At 66.5% G+C, this 17,974-nt stretch carries 14 protein-coding genes; 6 read left to right on the top strand and 8 right to left on the bottom strand.

Annotated elements, in window-relative coordinates:
* Positions 1–27: 27 nt before the first annotated feature.
* Positions 28–834 (top strand): 3-methyl-2-oxobutanoate hydroxymethyltransferase, encoded by an 807-nt coding sequence (locus tag J2X50_RS04525; protein ID WP_429092084.1) that lies wholly within the window; start codon positions 28–30, stop codon positions 832–834.
* 21 nt (positions 835–855) lie between these two features.
* On the opposite strand, the gene J2X50_RS04520 is transcribed toward J2X50_RS04525, so the two are convergent.
* The 5 genes from J2X50_RS04520 to J2X50_RS04500 all read right to left on the bottom strand — a co-directional run bounded on the left by J2X50_RS04520 (position 856) and on the right by J2X50_RS04500 (position 10,359).
* Positions 856–2,475 carry a GNAT family N-acetyltransferase gene (locus J2X50_RS04520; RefSeq protein WP_429092081.1) on the bottom strand — a complete coding sequence of 540 codons (1,620 nt, stop codon included), beginning with the start codon at positions 2,473–2,475 and terminating at the stop codon, positions 856–858.
* Between the two features lie 28 nt (positions 2,476–2,503).
* Positions 2,504–3,841: an HlyD family type I secretion periplasmic adaptor subunit gene (locus J2X50_RS04515; RefSeq protein ID WP_429092079.1), complete on the bottom strand. Its 1,338-nt coding sequence runs from the start codon at positions 3,839–3,841 to the stop codon at positions 2,504–2,506.
* Positions 3,842–3,853: 12 nt separating this feature from the next.
* Positions 3,854–6,361 carry a type I secretion system permease/ATPase gene (locus tag J2X50_RS04510; RefSeq protein ID WP_429092077.1) on the bottom strand — a complete coding sequence of 836 codons (2,508 nt, stop codon included), beginning with the start codon at positions 6,359–6,361 and terminating at the stop codon, positions 3,854–3,856.
* Positions 6,362–6,382: 21 nt separating this feature from the next.
* Positions 6,383–8,410: a type I secretion protein gene (locus tag J2X50_RS04505; RefSeq protein ID WP_429092075.1), complete on the bottom strand. Its 2,028-nt coding sequence runs from the start codon at positions 8,408–8,410 to the stop codon at positions 6,383–6,385.
* Positions 8,411–8,541: 131 nt separating this feature from the next.
* A complete protein-coding gene (locus J2X50_RS04500; RefSeq protein WP_429092072.1) occupies positions 8,542–10,359 on the bottom strand; it encodes a hypothetical protein in 1,818 nt (605 codons plus the stop codon).
* An 828-nt stretch (positions 10,360–11,187) separates the two neighbouring features.
* Between J2X50_RS04500 and J2X50_RS04495 the strand changes: the two genes are divergently transcribed.
* Both J2X50_RS04495 and J2X50_RS04490 read left to right on the top strand, forming a co-directional pair.
* Complete coding sequence (locus J2X50_RS04495; RefSeq protein WP_429092069.1) at positions 11,188–11,880, top strand: helix-turn-helix transcriptional regulator; 693 nt, start codon at positions 11,188–11,190, stop codon at positions 11,878–11,880.
* Positions 11,881–11,887: 7 nt separating this feature from the next.
* On the top strand, positions 11,888–12,370 hold the full coding sequence (locus J2X50_RS04490; RefSeq protein ID WP_429092066.1) for a hypothetical protein: 483 nt from the start codon (positions 11,888–11,890) through the stop codon (positions 12,368–12,370).
* A 50-nt stretch (positions 12,371–12,420) separates the two neighbouring features.
* On the opposite strand, the gene J2X50_RS04485 is transcribed toward J2X50_RS04490, so the two are convergent.
* Positions 12,421–12,981, bottom strand: coding sequence for a transglutaminase-like cysteine peptidase (locus J2X50_RS04485; RefSeq protein ID WP_429092063.1), 561 nt, complete (start codon positions 12,979–12,981; stop codon positions 12,421–12,423).
* A 188-nt stretch (positions 12,982–13,169) separates the two neighbouring features.
* Here J2X50_RS04485 and J2X50_RS04480 point away from each other — a divergent pair, with 188 nt between their 5' ends.
* Positions 13,170–13,664: a hypothetical protein gene (locus J2X50_RS04480; protein WP_429092060.1), complete on the top strand. Its 495-nt coding sequence runs from the start codon at positions 13,170–13,172 to the stop codon at positions 13,662–13,664.
* Between the two features lie 106 nt (positions 13,665–13,770).
* On the opposite strand, the gene J2X50_RS04475 is transcribed toward J2X50_RS04480, so the two are convergent.
* Complete coding sequence (locus tag J2X50_RS04475) at positions 13,771–15,363, bottom strand: ABC transporter substrate-binding protein (protein ID WP_429092058.1); 1,593 nt, start codon at positions 15,361–15,363, stop codon at positions 13,771–13,773.
* 177 nt (positions 15,364–15,540) lie between these two features.
* Between J2X50_RS04475 and J2X50_RS04470 the strand changes: the two genes are divergently transcribed.
* Entirely contained in the window at positions 15,541–15,810 is a 270-nt protein-coding gene (locus J2X50_RS04470; RefSeq protein ID WP_429092055.1) for a hypothetical protein, read from the top strand.
* Here the strand turns inward: J2X50_RS04470 and J2X50_RS04465 are convergent.
* Entirely contained in the window at positions 15,793–16,716 is a 924-nt protein-coding gene (locus tag J2X50_RS04465) for a LysR family transcriptional regulator (RefSeq protein WP_429092052.1), read from the bottom strand. The genes J2X50_RS04470 and J2X50_RS04465 overlap by 18 nt on opposite strands.
* 100 nt (positions 16,717–16,816) lie before the next feature.
* Here J2X50_RS04465 and J2X50_RS04460 point away from each other — a divergent pair, with 100 nt between their 5' ends.
* Complete coding sequence (locus tag J2X50_RS04460) at positions 16,817–17,971, top strand: muconate/chloromuconate family cycloisomerase (RefSeq protein ID WP_429092050.1); 1,155 nt, start codon at positions 16,817–16,819, stop codon at positions 17,969–17,971.
* Positions 17,972–17,974: the final 3 nt, after the last annotated feature.

Here is a 17,974-nt window from a genome sequence, read left to right as displayed (position 1 = left end):
CACACTTCCGTAACCGAGGACCAAACGATGGCACGCAACAGGCCAACGGTCGCCGACCTGCGCGCGCTGAAAGGCAAGCGCCAACTGTCGAAACTCCGGGTGACGACGCTGGAGGAGGCGGAAGCCGCCGAGCGCGCCGGCATCGACCTGTTGTCCGTGACCTACGGGCTGATGCTCGACAAGCGTTTCCGCGACGCCGCGCCGACCTGCTTTGCCGTGCCCGGCGACGAATACGGCATGACGGGGGCGACGACCGACGAGATCCTGCGCACGGCCGTCAAGCTGAAGGCGGCGAGCGCGGATGCGGTCTACTGCTCGGCGAGCGCGCAGACCATCCGCAGGCTGGCCGACGAACGCATTCCGGTGTGCGGCCATGTCGGGCTGATCCCGACGCATTCGACCTGGACCGGCGGGTTCCGTGCCGTCGGCAAGACCGCCGAGACGGCCGAGCTTGTGTGGCGCCAGGTCAAGGACCTGGAGGCGGCCGGGGCCTTTGCCGCCGAGATCGAGGTCGTGCCGGCGGAGGTGGCGACGGCGATCTCGAAACGCACGCCGCTGGTGCTGATCTCGATGGGCGCGGGCGCCGGCTGCGATGCGCAGTACCTGTTCGCCGAGGACGTGCTCGGCCTCAACCGCGGCCACACTCCGCGCCATGCCAAGGTCTACCGCAACCTCGCCGCCGAATATGACCGCATCCAGCAGGAGCGCATCGCCGCGTTCAGGGAATATGCCGCCGACATCGCCAGCGGCGCCTATCCGGCGGCCGGCCACACGGTCGGCATCGATGCCGAGGAAATGCGCCGGTTCGAGGCCTTCCTGGCGCAGCAGCCCTGACGCAAGGCTCCGCGCGCCAGACTACGGCCCCGGCATAGGCGGGCGCGGGGCTGCCGGGCGGGGATCGAGCATGATGTAGCTCGGCCGGGCGCCCTGGCGGAAGCGCCGGAGCAGCACCCTGGTCTTGACCAGCAGGCTTTCGTCGCGCTGCGCGCCCTCCAGCCTGCGAACCAGATCCTGCAGCACCTCGACCGCCTCTTCGATGCGATCCAGGGCGCCGAGGCTCTTGCCGAGGGAAAACTGCGCGGCCGAAAATTCGTCGTTGCGGGCGAGGGACTTGCGAAACGCGGCCACCGCGCCGTCGTGGTCATCCAGGGTCTGCAGTGCCGCCCCCAGCCTGAACCAGACCTTGGAGGCGTTGGGCGAAACCGCCGATAGCCGGGCATAGAGGTCACGCGCCTCGCGGTGGTCGCCCTTGGCCGAGACCAGCTGGCCGAGCCCGTAGAGCGCGCGGGCGTAGCCGGGATCGGTGCCCAGGATCTGGCGGTAGCCGCTCTCGGCGCGCGCGAGTTCGCCCCGTTCGTGGAACCGCTGCACCTCCCCATAGACGCCATCCAGCGAGCGCGGATCGAGGCGGTCGCCGAAGTTGCGGCCGCTCTTGGTATGGATCATGGCGCAGTGGATCCGGCTCTCGGTCACGCCGAAGGCGAACTTGTAAGGCTCGTCGCCGCGCAGGAAGTCGTAGCTTGTGAAGCCGCGTCCGATGGCGGTGCGGATGCTGTGGCCGTGGAGGATGAGCCCGACGGGTATCGAGGTCACCGTCTCGTCGCGGCCGGCGATGAAGAACAGCATCGCCTTCTTGACCGGGTCGACGAAGCTGGCGACCGCGCCGAGCGGCCGGTCGCCCTGCCAGAGCACGGGCATGTAGAGCGCCCCCGTTTCGAAGCCGTCGCGCAGCACGACGCGGTTGTGGCGCAGGATGGAGCTCAGCCTGCCTCCCTTCCGCTCGCCCCATTTCAGCCGCCAGAACTCGAGCAGCGTCTCGATGTCACGATGGCTGGTCAGGGCATCGGCCTCGGTGATGCGCAATTCGCCGGCGTCGACCTTGCGCAGGAAGCGCCGCAGCTTCTGCCGGGTGTTGGTGCTCAGCACCTCGTCGAGATAGGTCTCGAAGCTGTCGGGCAGGCTTGCCGCGAAGCAGCGGCAATTGTCGACATTGTCGGCCTTGTTGACGCGGCTGAATTCGCGCAGCGCCAGCGTCTCGTCGGGGAAGGCGGCGAGGAATGCCTTCAGCCTGCCCGTCGACATGCGGACGTTCTCGAGATGCAGCCGGGTCCAGCCCATGCCGCAGAGGTGGCGTGCGAAGGCCTGCATCGCCCGGCCGGCGTGGCTCGGCGCGCACAATGCGCCGGTGTAGTCGGCGGCGTAGTTGCCGGCCATGTTGATCTCGTTGAAGAAGTGCCCGGTCTTGTTGTTCATGCGGGTGCGCAGCCGCAGCGGCAGCAGGCCGACATAGGCCGAGCCGGGCCCGCCATGGCGTGCCGCCAGGATGAACCAGGTGCCGTCATAGAGGCGCAGGTAGCGCGACAGCCAGGTCCAGGAGAGGAAGAACTGCGCCTCCGGGTCGCTCTCGTAGAGCCGGTCCCAGTTTTCCCTGAGCTCGGCGAGCCGCTTCGGATCGGTGATGACGTCGACCTGCATGGTCTGCCCCCGTTCGAGGTGTTTCCGCTCACCGCTCCATGAACGCCCGCGACATGCTGTCGGCGATGGGCTTGGTGAGATAGCTGAAGAAGGTGCGTTCCTCGGTCTGAACCAGGACCTCGGCGGGCATGCCGGGGGTGGGAGTGAAGCCGTGGACGCGGGCGATTTCGCTGGCCGGCAGGCTGATGCGGGCGAGATAGATTTCCCGGGCGACCGGCGTCGAGTTGTCCGGAAGCGCGTCCGCCGAAACGTAGATCACCTTGCCGTCCAGCACCGGGGTGGTGCGCCGGTTGAGCGCCGTCAGCCGCACGGTGGCATTCTGGCCGACCTGCACGTTGTCGATGTCGGTGCGCGAAACCTGCGCCTCGATCACCAGCGGCACGTCCGACGGCAGGATCTCCAGGATCGGCTTGCCGCTTTCGATGACGCCGCCCGGCGTGTGGTAGTACATCCGCACGATGGTGCCCGAGACCGGCGCATTGATGGTGACGCGGTTGAGCACGCTCTTGGCCTCGCGCAACTGCTCGCGGACGGTGTCGAGGTCGCCTTCGAGGCCCTGGAGCTGCTCGAGCGCCGCCTGCTTGTAGGCGTCCTCGGTCTGGGTGATCTGCTGTTCCAGCTTGACGATCTGGGCGCCGGTCTCCGAGACCTCGGCGACCAGCCTGCCGATCTGGCCCTCTGCCTCGGCCATGGCGCGCTGGATCACCTTGATCTCGGTGGCGCGCAGCAGGCCCTTGTCGAGGAGCGTCTTCTTGCCCGCATATTCCTCTTGCATCAGGGCCAGCTGCCGCCTCACCGCGTCCAGTTGCTGCTGGTAGCCGTCGGCGCGGTAGCGGAATGCGGCGATGTTCTGCTGGAGCAGCCCGATTTCGCTCTGCAGCTTGCTGCGCGCCGCATCGAAGGTGAGCTGCTGGCCCTCGACGATCGGCTTGATGTCGGGATCGGCCACGTTGTCGACGACGCTCGCGGGGTAGGCGATCGCCGGTGCCCGGGCAACTTCGGCGTTGAGCCTTGCCGCGATGGCGTCGAGGCGCACCTGGCGCAGGAACAGCTGGCGCTCGTTGGCCTGCGCTGCGGTCTCGTCGAGGCGGACGAGCGGTTGGTCGTAGGTGACGCGATCGCCCTCGCTGACCAGGAGCTCCTTGATGATGCCGCCTTCGAGATGCTGCACGATCTTGTTCTGGCCGGAGGCGACAAAGGAGCCCTGCGCGATGATGGCCGCGGCGAGCGGCGCGGTGAAGGCCCAGGTGCCGAAGCCGCCGAACGTCACCGCGATGAGCACCAGTCCGATCCTGGTCTGCCTGGAGATCGACCGCGGCACGTCGGCGTACCATTCAATGTCGTGAATTCTGACCACGTCGCTCATCGCAATGCCCGCCTATGGAATCTGATGGCCGAACGAGCCGCCCTCGATGCTCAGGCCGCGCTGGGCGAGAGCCTGCAGCACGTCCTGGCGCATGCCGAAGAGGGCCACCGTTCCGTTGACCAGCAAGAGGATCTTGTCGACGCTCTGCAGCAGCGCCGGCCGCTGGGTGATGGTGATGACGGTGATCTTCTGTTCTTTCGCGTGCTGGAGGGCGCGGGCCAGGGCGGCGTCGCCGGCCGCGTCGAGGTTGGAGTTCGGCTCGTCGAGAACGACCATCCTGGGATTGCCGAAGAAGGCGCGCGCAAGGGCTATGCGCTGCTTCTGGCCGCCCGACAGCGGCGCGCCGTCGGCGGCGACGAAGGTCTCGTAGCCGTGCGGCAGCGTGGCGATCATCTCATGCACGTCGGCGAGCTTGGCGGCCTGGAATATCTCGGCGTCGCCGACGTCGTCGCGCATGCGCGCTATGTTGGCCTTGATCGAGGCGGGGAACAGCTGGACGTCCTGCGGCAGGTAGCCGATGTTCTCGCCGAACTGGCGCTGGTCCCAGTTGCGCAGGTCCATCAGGTCGAGGCGGACATTGCCCGAGGTCGGCAGGATGGAGCCGACCAGCATCTTGCCCAGCGTCGTCTTGCCGGCGCCGGAATTGCCGATGACGGCGAGCGAATCCCCGGGCGCCAGCGAGAAGGTGATGCCGTTGAGCACGACCCGCTTGGTGCCCTGCGGCACGAACAGCAGGCGCTCGACGTCGAGGCGGCCTTCCGGGCGCGGCAGGCGCAGGCGCTCGAGGTTGAGCGGGGATGACTCCAGCAGGCTGGCGATGCGGCCATAGGCGGCGCGCGACTGCACCACCTGGTTCCAGCCTTCGATGGCGCCCTCGATCGGCCCGAGCGCCCGGCCGGCGATGATCGAGGCGGCGATGACCATGCCGCCGCTGAGGTGGCCGGCGAGGGCAAGGTGGGCTCCCCAGCCCAGCATGGCTACCTGGGTGAGCAGGCGCACGGCCTTGGAGGTCGAGGCGAAGGCGATGTTACGGTCCTGGGCGATGACCTGCGCCCGCAGGGAGCTCGCGGTGTCCTTGCCCCAGATGCGCGCGGCCTCGGGGATCATCGCCAGGGCGTTGATGATCTGCGAATTGCGCGACATGGAATCGAGATGCAGGTTCGCCTTGCTCTGATGCGCGTTGGCCTCGCTGAAGGGCGCCTCGGTCGAGCGCTGGTTGATGATGGTGATGATCAGCAGGATCAGCGACGTCGTGACGACGATGAAGCCGAGATGCGGGTGGACGAGGAAGACCGCCAGCACGAAGAGCGGCGCCAGCGGGGCATCGAGCAGCGACAACAGCGTTCCCGAAACCAGGAACGAACGCAGCTGGCCGAGGTCGCCGAGCGTCTGGTACTCGCGCCCCGTGCCATGCAGGGCGGCGCGGGCGGCGGCGCTGAGGATGGGGGTGCCGAGCTGGGCGGCCACCTCCACCGCCGTGCGCATCAGGATGAGGCGGCGGATGGCGTCGAATATCGCCTGCAGCATCACGGCACCGACGATGACGACGGTCAGCATGATCAGCGTGTCGACCGAGCGGCTGGTCAGCACGCGGTCGGAAATCTGGAACAGGTAGAGCGGGATCGCGAGCACCAGGACGTTGCTGGCGAGCGTGAACAGCATGACGATCAGCAGGTTTCGCTGGACGATCTGCTTGCCGGTCTTGAGCGAGGCGGAAAAGTCCACCGGGCCGAGCCGCTTGTGGAAGGCGTCGCCGCCGCCACCGCCGCCGCCTCCACCGCCGCGATCGATGTCGCCGCCGGTCGGGCCGTTGGTGTCGGGAAGCTTCTCCGCCCTCACCGGAACGGTATCGGCGTCGATGTTCACCGTGCCGGTCGGCACCGGCTTGTCCTTCATGTCCGGCCGAGGCTCGGAAGGCTCGGCGTCCCGCATCTCGGGAATGGGCGAGCCTGTCGCGGCTTCGACGGCAGGCTCCGCTGGCGGCTCTGCCGGTTGCGGGGCTTGCGGCGGCGGTGTGATCGAGGCTTCGGGGGGAGTTGCCGGCTCGGGCCGGTCGTCGGCCTGCGCGGGTGGAAAAGGCTTGGGCAGGGCCTGCGTGGAAGGGATGCCCTTCTGCGGGGCCGCGGCGCCTTCGGGGCGCTTGACCGGTGGCCTTGGCACGGGCTGGGGCGGATGCGTCGCCTCCCAGGCCGACCTGGCCGACGATGTTTCGGCTTTCGGCGGCTGATGGGCGCTGCGCGCCGGCTCGGCCGGAACCGGCGGCGTTGCCTTTTCGGGCTGCGGCGCCGGCTCGCCCGGCGTGGCGCTTGCGACCTGCTTCAGCTCGCCGACGACATTGTCGATGTATTTCTCGAGCCTGTCGATCGCGGCTTCCTGCGGGGCCACGGCGCTGGAGAGCCGCTGCTCCGGCAGGGGAGCGGGCGCGGCGCGCGACGGGTGAGGGGCAGGACGATCTTCGCCTTCGCCGCCTTCCGGCACATCGTGGAATTCGCTCCAGCCGTGGTCGCGATCGTCGGTCATCTTGCGATCCTTTCGGCCCGGTCAGGCGAGCATGTTCTGCATGACGTCGACCGTGCCGGAATCCGCCGGCAGCGGAACGGCATGGTCGGCGTGCGGGTCGGGGCCGGTGTCTTCGGAGCCGTCGTCGAGGAAGGCCACCGCCTCGTTGACCAGCACGTCCGGATCCTGGGCGCCCAGGTTCGGATCGCTGGACACGAGTTCCGCCTGGATCAGGACTTCGTCGGAATAGCTCTCGCCGCCGACATAGGTCTTGGTGGTGCCGTCGACGTCGACGATGCCGGCGAAGTTGACCAGTTCGTTGCTGCCCGTGGTGACCGTCCACTGTGCGTCCGGCTGCGCGGCAAGCTCGTTCATGGCGACCGCGACCTGGTCGCTGTCGCCGAGCACGGTGGTCTGCTTGATGAATTGCAGATTGTAGATGTCGCCGGAAATGTAGAGCACGCGCAGCACGCCGATGCCGGCGAAGGCGCTGTCGTGCAGGACCTGGTTGGGCAGGTCGTCCTTGCCGGCGGCGAGGTTGTCGGCCGCCTTCTTGTAGAAGCCGGGCAGGTTCTCGTCGTCGTTGCCCTGGCCGATATTGACGATGGCCGCCTCGTTCCACAGCAGGTTTCCCGCCGTCGAGAGCGCGCCGCCGCCGGTCGTCTCGAAACCGGGCACCGCGCCCAGATGATCGTTGTCGATCAGGAGGTTGAGCTGCTGGATGATGTTGGCGTCGTAGATGTTGCCGCCGACGATGATGAGGTCGTAGTAGTAGCCCAACTCGCCGAGCGACACGTCGTTGACGGCCGTGTTGTCGCCGGTGGAGACCACGGTCTTCACGCCCGACGACGACAGGATGCAGACGTCGCCGTCCATCATGAAGGCGTACTGGTCGATCCAGTTCAGCATGATGAGGTCGCCGGAAATCTCGGTGACGACATAGTAGGACGGGAAGCCCGCGGGGGCATGGCCGGCATTGGCCGCTTCGGCCTCCGGATCGATGCGCTGGAAGCTGGCGATGTTGAAGGTCTCGTCGATGTTGTCGGGACCGACCCGCCAGCCGTTCAGGCTCGCGCCGACGCTGTCGGTGTCCGAGACGATGTTGATCTGGATCACGGCGTTGAGCTCGACATGGTCGCCGACCGCGGCAATGACGCCGGACGAGGCCCAGTCGTTGGTGATGACGGCCGAGTTCACGACCGTGTTGCCGCCGCTCTCGAGCTCGACCGAGGGGGCTATGGAGCCATCGCCCCAGCCGGCCATGAAATCGGACGAACCGGGCGATGCGCTGAAATCGAGCTTGTCCGGCCCGCCGTCTTCCTCGTCCTTGAGGAAATCGGCGTAGTCCTCGAGCTGGGGCGCATCCCCGTCCTGGACTTCGACGCCGTTGACGAAGGTGCCGTCGATGACGCCGTCCTTGACGACGACGACTTCGGCGTCGCCGTGGCCGTCGGCGGTGAAGCCGTCCAGCCGCGCGACCGCGGTCGTCACGAGCGTGCCGATCTCCTCGGGCGTTCCGGGCAGCGTCAGGTCGTCGATCGGCGAAAGGTCGGCGGCGGCCGTCTGCAGCATGTTCATCTGGAGGTCGTCGGCTGGCGTCGGCGTGAACTTCAGGCCGCTGCCGCCGGCGCCGACATAGTCGGCATCGGACAGTCGGATGTCCTGGCTGACGATGATCGGCAGCGATCCCGGCGGCACGATGGCCGGCAGCACGATGCCCGACGAGGCAAAGGGGACATGGGGAACGTTGAAGCCGGGATAGAAGATGTCCGGCACGTGCGGGGCGGGAATCTCGGGCGGCGTGAACCACACGTTCGACCACACCGTCGTCACCACCAGCTCCGGCGGCAACCCGAGATAGGGAACATGCGGATCGAAGTCTTCGAGATCGTGCCGCGCATCCACCTTGACGGCGACGCCGTCATGGTCGGAGGGCTGGGCGTCCTTCGCCTGACTGGCCTTGAACTCGTCGTATGCCTGTTTCTGACGAGCCTCTTCGATCGTGGTGTCGAACAGTCCGATGAAGTGAGCGATCGCCTCGGTGACCTTGTCCAAATAGACCGAATTCACGTGCGTTGCCTCCGGAATGGGAACCTACGGTCGGCCGGACCCGGGCACGCTTCGCCGACCAGGAGGACTGCGCGGGAAACCCGCGCAGTCCGTTTGGATCACTCCGCCGCAGCGGAGTTCACCGATCGCGGCTAGGTATTGGAGCCGGAGCCGTCCTCGCCACTGAGCGTATGGTCGTAGTCGCCACCGACCACGGTCATGTCGACCGTGTTGCCCTGCAGGTTGGCACCCATCACGATCTGCTGGTTGAAGGCGCTGGTGTCGATGATGGCATCGGCGCTGGCTTCGCTGTGGCCGGTGACATAACCGTCGTCGCCGTTGTAGGAGCCCCACATTCCGCCATCGCCGCCGGCGCCGCCGAAGCCGCCATTGGCCGTGCCACCGGCGCCGCCAGCGCCGCCGTCGCCGCCCCAGACGTCGCCGACCTTGGCGTCGCCGCCGTAGCCGTCGGCCCAGGCGCCACTCAGCGCATGGCCGCCTTCGCCCCCCCAAGCCGTCGCCGCACCGCCGGTGCTTGCGCCACCGGTCGCGTCGCCGTTCATGGCGTAGCCGCCGAGACCGTCGCCACCACCACCGCCGCCGCCGCCGGTACCGCTGCCCGAGCCGGAGCCCGTGCCGGTACCCGTACCGGTGCCGGTGCCGTCACCGCCGGTCGAGAAGGAATCGCCGGCCGTCGATGTCGCGTCGCCGCTGGTCGCCGTGGCGTCGCCCGTGCCGCCGCCACCGCCACCGCCGCCGCCGCCACCGCCGCCGCCGGTATTGCCGGCATCGCCGCCGTCGCCCTCGGCGTCACCGCCGAAGCCGAAATTCAGGATGGGCACGATCGGCACGATGGCATCGATGCCATTGCCGCCGTCACCCTCGGCGTCGCCGCCTTCGGAATCACCGCCGTCGCCGCCGCTGCCGCCGTTGCCGCCATCGCCGCCGTCACCGCTCTCGGCCTTCGCCTCGTCGGAATCGGCCTTGGCATTGCCGCCGTCGGAGTTGGCTTCACCGCCGAGCCCGGCGCCGAGGCCGAGGCCGAGCCCGAGGCCGAGGCCGACGCCCGTGCCGTCGCCACCGCGACCGCCTTCGTCGCCTTCGCCCTTGCCGCCCGTGGCGTCGTTCTTGCCGTCGCCGCCGTCGCTGTCGCCGCCTTCGGCCTTGGTGTCACCCTTGGCGTCGCCGCCGAGCGCGGCACTGAGTGCCAGGCCGCCAGTGCCGTCGCCGCCGTCGGCCTTGCCGCCCTTGGTGTCGCCGCTGTCGCCGCCGTCGCCGCCATTGGCCTTGGCGTCGCCGCCCGAGCCGCCGCCGCCGCCGGTGTCGATGCCGTCACCGGCCGAGGCGAAGCCGCCCTTGGCGTCCAGGTCCTGGGTGAAGGTGCCTTCGTTCTTGACGGTCGCCTCTTCGAGCTTGTCGTCGTCGGACATCTCGGCGATCTGGTTGATGACAAAGGCGTTGTTGCCATTGCCGTTCAGCGAGCCGTTGAGGATGTCCTTGAAATCGACGTCGTCACCGGGATCGTAGGTGACGTTGCCTTCCTTGGAGATGAGCAGGGTGTCGATGTCGCCGCCCGCGGTGTCGATGTCGGCGAAGTCATCGTCGGAGTGATCGTCGCTGAGAACGCCTTCGGCCTTCAGGTCGACCTTGACGTCGACATCCACGTCGACCTTGGTCTCGTTCTTGTTCTCGTTGACGTTCTTGTTTTCGGACTCGTTCTGGTTCTCGTTCTCGGACTTATTCTCGTTTTCGTTCTTGTTGTCGCTGTCGTTGTAGTTGTCCGAGTCGTTCTTGTTCTCGGACTCGTTCTTGTTTTCGTTCTCGTTGGAATTGTCGGTGTCGTTCTTGTTTTCGTTCTCGTTCTTATTCTCGTTTTCGTTCTTGTTTTCGGACTCGTCGCCGTAATCGTGAGAATCGCCAGGGAACTGCAAACCGAACGCACTGATATTGCCGTTGTTCCTGTCAGACATCGTCGTGTCCTCGGTTGGGACCGCGCCTGCCGGACCGTTGTCATCTTGCAGACGGCCTTGGGCTTCGCGCGGACGTCGCCTCTATTTTCCATCTGGGGAATGCCTGGATCGTCGGCCGTGGGGACTTGCAGCCGCAGATCCCATGCCTGTCTGGATGGCCTCTACCTCCTCTTGCTGGGCGAGGGCCTGCGCCCGGAAATCTTCACAATTCCGTGAATGGCGAGCCCTTCACGAATGGCCGTGTCACTCGGAATCGCGGTTCTGGTTGCGCTGCGCCCTCGCTGGCGAAACCCGGAAAGTCTGTGGCTGCGGCCCCGAAATTGTAAGCTGACACTTCGCGCTAGGCATTTCGGGCGATGCGGCAAAGGATTCGCCGAGTGCGGACAAGGCAGAACGGCGGGGGCGCGGTTGTACTTCTTGCGGCCCGTCCGGTTCGAACAATTGCTTGTGCCGCAAAGAACAGCGCGGCTTGGCCGCTATGCTTTGCAACCTTGCGGCAGCGGCATGCGTCAACCAGCGGGCGTGAGCCGGCGCGGGTTCACGAATGCAACGGGGGACTAATCCGTAAGGGGGGCAGGGCAGCCGGAAGCATTAGGCCGAAGGAGCCTGCTAGCTCGTCTTGCTTATACCGAACCGGCAATGACCGGTATATGATCCACACTCGTTTCCCGCCGCGCGGCACGCCGGGAGTAGCAGTCTATTGCGGGACAGAGGACGGGAGGCCTCATGTATCGGGTAGCAGTTGCAAGCGCGCGCCGCGCTGCCGGGGGCACTGTCTCTGGCCAAAAGTCTTTCAAGACGCTGCTGATCGTGGCTCCGGCAGATTTCGTGTCGGAATCGCTCGTCTATGCGATCGAGCGCGAATTCCCCTGGATCGCCGTGGAACAGGTGCCGTCGCTGGCGGAGGCCTGCGCGGGCTTCGACTGTCCGGTCGCGCTGATCCTGCTCGAGGCCGAGCAATTGCCCGAGGTGGCGGCCCATTCCGAGCGGCTGGCGCAATTGCATCCCTTTGCCCAGATCATGCTGATTCAGGACGACGGCCGCCACGAAGTGTCGATCAAGGACGTGGTGGTTGCCCGCAACATCCGCGGCGTACTGCCCATGAACCTCAAGCTCGACGTGTGGCTGTCGGTGGTGCGGCTGGTGCTGCGCGGCGGCGAATATTTCCCGCTGTCGCTGTTCGAGCCGATCATGGAGCGGCGGCCGCCGAACGCCGACGAGCTCGACGAGCATCCGGTGCGGCGCGTCCCCGACGGCGACCAGGAAGACTTCTACGAACTGACCGACCGCGAGCTGCAGATCCTCGGCATGGTCGCGCGTGGGCTGCAGAACAAGCTCATCGCCGCCGCACTCGGACTGTCCGAGCACACGGTCAAGATCCATCTCCACAACATCATCACCAAGCTGGGCGCCCACAACCGCACCGAGGCGGCGGCGATCTATCACGAACGGAGGGAGGCGCTCGGCGACCGCGGCCCGGACGACGCAGCGGCGATACGGGCGCCGCAACCCACGGCATGAGCCTGCAATGCCCCGCTTCCAGGACGTCCTGCTCATCGTCGGCCAGCTGAACTACACCTGGACGAACACCGAAAGCCTGCTGATCTACCTCATTGCAGGCCTTGCCCAGGTGGACAAGGAAACGGCGATCATCATCTTCCTGACGCTGAACACGACGCGGGCACGGCTCGACCTGGTCGAGCGGCTGGCGAAGCTGCCGAAGACGCCGGCCCCATGCCGCCAGTCGATCCTTTCGGTGACCGAGCAGCTGACGCACCAGTCCAAGCTCCGCAACAAGTACAGCCACTGCATCTATTCGTTCGACGAGACCGGCACGCGCGCCAGCACCCAGCTGATGCGCGTGTTCGACAGCAAGGACGAGGTCCACTACGGCAAGCACGAGGAACTCGACGATACCGAGATGCGCCGCATCAGCGCCTCGATCGAGGCGATAAGGGACATCAACCGGCAGATCTGGAAGATCGTCGAGGACAACCGGTTTCCGCACTAGCCGGTGCCGTTCCGGTCGAGCCGGAACGGCACGTCATGCCGCGGCGGACGTCAGGCGCCGATGCGCATCCACCTGCCGGTTTCCGACTGCGACTGCCGCGCGAAATAGCGGTAGGGCGTTCGCGACCAGTTCTTCACCGAGTTGTTGAGGTTGTCGAGGATGAAGTCGCCCTTGTCGGTGCGCACGGTGAGGACCGTGTGGCCGATGCCGCGATAGGTGGCCACGGTGAGCAGCAGCGTCGAGGCCGGCCAGCCGCGCTTGCGCAGCTCGTTCTTCTTCAGGATGGCCAGATCCTCGCAATCGCCCACTCCTGTCGTCGGCAGCCGCCAATCGTCCTCGCGACCGACGGTTTCGGCGTCTTCGCGCTGGCGGATGCTGCTGTTGACCGAGGCGGTGACCTGCTTGAGTTCCTCCATCTTGGCCCCGGTCAGCGTCGCGGTCCTGGCGGACCCGGCCGTGCTGCACAGGTGCGGCTGGCTGGCGCAGAAGGCGTTGGCGGCCGGCGGGGCGAAGGCATAGCCGACCGTGCTCATGCTCGATCCGGACGAGTTCGTCTGGCTGCAGGCGGCCGCAATGAAAGCGGTCGCCAGCAGTGCCACTGGCGTTTTCATGTGTTGTCCCCTCTCTCCTTGGACGACACTTAGACAGCATATTAGAAGATGATAACGCAACCCCGGCGGGTGGTTGTTGCACGGTTTTCAAAAGGATGTATGCTTAACAAGATGTTTCCGCTTGTCGGAACATTTGATCGATAGCGCCAGTTTGGGGACGGGCGCGTTTTTTCCCTCAGGAGGAAGAAATGAGGACGTTCCCGACCTGCGCCCGCAGGATTGATGCGATTCTGCTGATCTCTTCGGCCTTGGCCGCAACCTTGCCAACCGGCTTTGCCTCAGCCCAGAACAGCCTCCGGCCGCGGATGGCGGCGGCCGCGTGCCAGCCGCTGACCCGGGACAACTTCGAGATGTGCTGCATCGCGCTCAACCGCCGCAGCATCCTGTCGTCGGAGCAACTGGCGCAGTGCCCGCCGCTGACCACCTCGGTCATCTCGGCGGTGCTCGCCGGCAGTGAAAACGACGGCAACGACGGCGGAACCGGCAGCGACGGCGGCTCCGGCGGCACCGACGACGGCTCCAATGGCGGGAATGGCGGCGGCGGCTCGGGCGGCAGCGGAGGCTCCGGAGGCTCGGGCGGTAGCGGCGGCTCCGGTGGCAGTGGAGGTTCAGGTGGCGGTGGCGGGAGCGGCGGTTCGGGTGGCAGTGGCGGTTCGGGCGGCTCTGGCGGCAGCGGAGACTAAGCCAGGCCGCTTCCGAGCGGACATCCCGTGCCGGGCGAAGCCGAAGCGGGCGGTCGCCCGGCCGGTGACACCGGGTCGTGTTGCCCGAGGGTGATCGACGGGACGCTTACGGCGTCTTCGAGACGGCCGAGTAGCGGTCGTCGGAGAAGGTCGTGCCCATCACCAGGCCCTTGACCCTGGCGCTCACGGCCACCTTGCGCACCTCCTGGAACATGAAGATGAAGGGGGACGTGTCGGTATGGACCTTCTGGATCGCCTCGTACATGGCCTTGCGCTTGGCGGTGTCCTGTTCGCGGACGGCCGCCATCGCATCGGCCGAAAGGCCGCGGGAATTCCAGCCGAAGCGGTCGGCCAGGCTCTCGGAGCCGTCCGGGGCGTCCTGCTTGTTCACCACGAAGGCCTTGGCGTTGGAGTGCGGGTCGGGATAGTCCGGCCCCCACAGGCCGAGCCAGATGTCGAGGTCGTGCTCGCGATAACGCTTCAGCCATTGCTGCCCGTCGACGACCACGAGATTGAGCGTCAGGCCGGCCTTGGCCATGTTGGCCTGGATGGCCTTGGCGAAGTCGGTGTAGGGCAGGGTGTCCCAGACCACCATGTCGAGCGAGAAATCGCCGGTGACCCCGCCTTCGGCCAGCAGCGCCTTGGCCTTCTCGACGTCGTAGCTGTAGGGGTTGTAGTCGACCGCGCCGAGAAAACCCTTCGGCACCAGCGTCTGGTGCACCTCCATGGTGCCGCGCGACACCGCATCGGCGATCCCCTTGTAGTCGACCAGGTATTTCATCGCCTGCACCACCTTGGGATTGGCGAGATACTGGTTCCGGACGTTGAGGCCCATGTAGTAGATGTTGCCGGAACGGCCATACATGGTGAACAGGCCCGGGTTCTTTTCGACCGCGTCTAGATCGTCCGGCCGCAGCCTGTTGGCGATATCGACCTCGCCGGCTTCCAGCATGCGGCGCTGGTCGGTGCTTTCGGCGACGTGGCGAATGAGGATGCGGTCTATGCCGGGCTTGTCGCCCCGATAGTTTGGGTTGCGCTCGAGCAGGATCGACTGCTTGGGCTCCCATTTGGCAAGCGCGAAGGGGCCTGAGCCGGCGGAGTTGCTGGCCTTGAGCCAGCCATTGCCGTAGTCGCCGTTCACCTCCTTCGACTTGACCAGCTTGCTGTCGACGATGCCGCCCATATAGGACGACAGGCAATAGAGCAGGAAGCTCGGCGAATAGATGTCGGCGACCTGGATCACCAGCGTGCTTTCATCGAGGGCCTTGATGCGGTCGTCGACATTGTCCGGCGAAAAGCCGAACTGGCCGATGATGAAGGACGAGCGCGACTTGAGGTGGATCACACGGCGCAGCGAATATTCGGCGTCGTAGGCCGTTACCGGGTTGCCGGACGCGAACCTGGCGCCCGGGGTGATCTTGAAGGTGAAGGTCTTGCCGTCCGGCGAAACCGACCAGCTCCTGGCCAGCACGCCGACGATCTTGGCCGGGTCGTTGGGGTCGAAGCTGACGAGCGGCTGGTAGATCTGGCTGCTGGTCAGCACGCCGCCGACTTCGCCGATCTCGCCGGGATCGAGGGTCATGACGTCGTCGATCGCATCCGCCACGACGAGCGTGTCGGGCGGGGTGCCGGCCCGTGCGACCGCAATCCCCAGAACCGCGCCAACGACCGCGACGGCGATGGCCTTGAGCAAACGCATGCTGTCTCCCCTCCAGGCGGGCGCCCGGCCACGGCTCGCAGGCGCCGCTTCCGCGATCACGCCGGCAGTCGATACGTCCTCCGCAATACGCCGGAGAGAAATTCGTCTCAACCGTTCAAATCGCGAAATGCTTACATGCAATATTCTGCATGCATATGTCATAGTCTAGGCGTGCCGGTGGCACTGTTCTCGCTGCCTGTGGAAGAGATCGCGGCCCTGAACCGCGAGCGCGGAAGACGTCCCGGCGTAGGAGCAGCGCGCGCCGCACGTGACCTCGAGCTTGCCGTCGATCTGCGCCATGTCGCCGCCGGTGCCGATCCCTTCCTGCGGACGCGGATCGACGATTGCGCGACCGCGCTCGATGAGGCGGAACGGGCGGGCTACGACGAAGGGGCGGCGCGGCTGCGTGCGGCGATGCAGGCCGCCCGCCTACCACGTGACGTTTGACAGGCGCAGCCAGGGCGGGTTGTCGGCATACATTTCCCGGATCAGGCCCTTGATCTCCTCGATGCGGCCCGAGCGGTCATTGCGCCGGTAGCTCATGATCACCGGCGAGGTGGCGGTTTCGTCGGACAATATGCGGTAGCAGACGTCGTCGGTACGCTGGCGTTGCGCCGCCACCGGCAGGATGCAGACGCCGATGGCGGCCGCGACCAGCCCGAGCGCGGTCTGGATCTCGCGCACTTCCTCCACCACCCCGGGCTCGACGTTGAGGTCGGCGAACAGCGCCAGCACTTCGTCGGCGAAGCTCGGACGCGGCTTGGAGGGGTAGATCACCAGCGTCTCGCCGGCGATGTCGCGGAGCGCCATCGGCTCGGGCGACAGCGATTTGGGGTGGCCCTTCGGGAAGGCGACCACCAGCCTTTCCTCGCGCAATGTGATGCGCTCGACATCCGGGTCGCTCAGCCGCACCCGACCGAAGCCGAGATCGATGCGACCGTCCTTGAGTGCCGCGATCTGCTCCACCGACATCATTTCGCGGATCTCGATGCCGAGCTCGGGCCAGCGCTCGCGCATGCGCCGGACGAGATCGGGGATGCCGCTGTAGAGGGTGGAGCCGACGCAACCGATGATGAAGATCTCGCGGCGCGACTGCGCGATGCGGCGCGTCTGCTCGCGGATGTGCTCCATCCTAGCCAGGATCTGGGTCGCCTGCTCGTAGAAGAAGCGGCCGGCATCGGTGAGCGCCAGCGGCCGGCTGGAGCGGTCTATCAATGTTGCTCCCAAGGTATCTTCCAGTTGCTGGATCTGCCGGCTGAGCGGCGGCTGCGCGATGTGCAGGACCTCAGCGGCCCTTGAGAAATTGCGCTCGCGGGCGACGGCGACGAAATAGCGGAGCTGGCGCATGTCCATGGCACTATACCTTCCGGGTATCGAATCCGACCGAGATAGTCTTGGACCCTTTGCCGTCTCAGGGCTAGCGTCATGGCGAGAGTTTCGGAGGAGACTATCCGTGAAATCCGACATCCGCATCATCGAGATCGAGACGCTTATCCTTGATCTGCCCACCATCCGGCCGCATGCGCTGTCGATGGTTACGATGAGCGGCCAGACGATGATGATCGTCAGGCTGCGCTGCTCCGATGACGTCGTCGGGCTCGGCGAAGGCACGACGATCGGCGGCCTGGCCTACGGGTCGGAAAGCCCCGAGAGCATGAAGCTCACCATCGACCGCTACATCGCGCCGCTGCTCGTCGGTGCGGACGCAACCCGCGTCGGGCTGGCGATGGACACGGTCAATGCCGCGGTGAAGGGCAACCACTTCGCCAAATGCGCGATCGAGACGGCGCTGCTCGACGCACAGGCGCGCCGCTTCGGCCTGCCGCTGTCGGAATTGCTGGGTGGTCGCCGGCGCGACAGCCTGCCGGTGGCCTGGACGCTGGCCTCGGGCGACACGGCGAAGGACATCGACGAGGCCCAGCGCATGCTGGAGGCCCGCCGCCACAAGGATTTCAAGCTCAAGATCGGCAAGCGTCCGGTGGACCAGGACGTGTCGCATGTGGCGGCGATCCGCAAGGCGCTGCCGGACTTCGCCAGCGTCCGCGTCGACGTCAACATGGCCTGGCGCGAGCGCGAGGCGCTGCATGGGATCGCGGCCCTGGCCGACGCCGGCTGCGTGCTGGTCGAGCAGCCGGTGCATGGCGTCGAGCCGCTCGCCCGGCTGCAGGCGAAGTCGACCATAGCCCTGATGGCCGACGAGATCCTGACCGGTCCCGAAAGCGCGCTTGCGGCTGCCGCAAAGCACGCCGGCGACGTGTTCTCGATCAAGATCGAGCAGGCAGGCGGTCTCTTCGCTGCCGGCAAGGTGATCTCGATCGCGGAAGCGGCAGGCATCGCCGTCTATGGCGGCACCATGCTCGAAGGCCCGATCGGGACCATCGCGGCGGCGCATCTGTTTGCCGGTGTTCGCAGCCTCGAATGGGGCACCGAGTTCTTCGGGCCGCTGCTCCTGACCGAGGAACTTTTGACCGAGCCGCTCGGCTATGCCGACTTCGAGCTCAAGGTTCCAGCCGGACCTGGCCTCGGAATTGAACTGGACGAGGCGGCGGTCAACCGCTTCCGCCGCGACGGCAACAAGGCGCCCGCGTCGCTGCGGGTGGTTGGGTGACAT

Origin of the sequence: Aminobacter sp. BE322 (assembly GCF_050433525.1) — a bacterium.
Taxonomy (GTDB): Bacteria; Pseudomonadota; Alphaproteobacteria; order Rhizobiales; family Rhizobiaceae; genus Aminobacter.
This window is presented reverse-complemented; position numbering and strand designations above follow the sequence as displayed.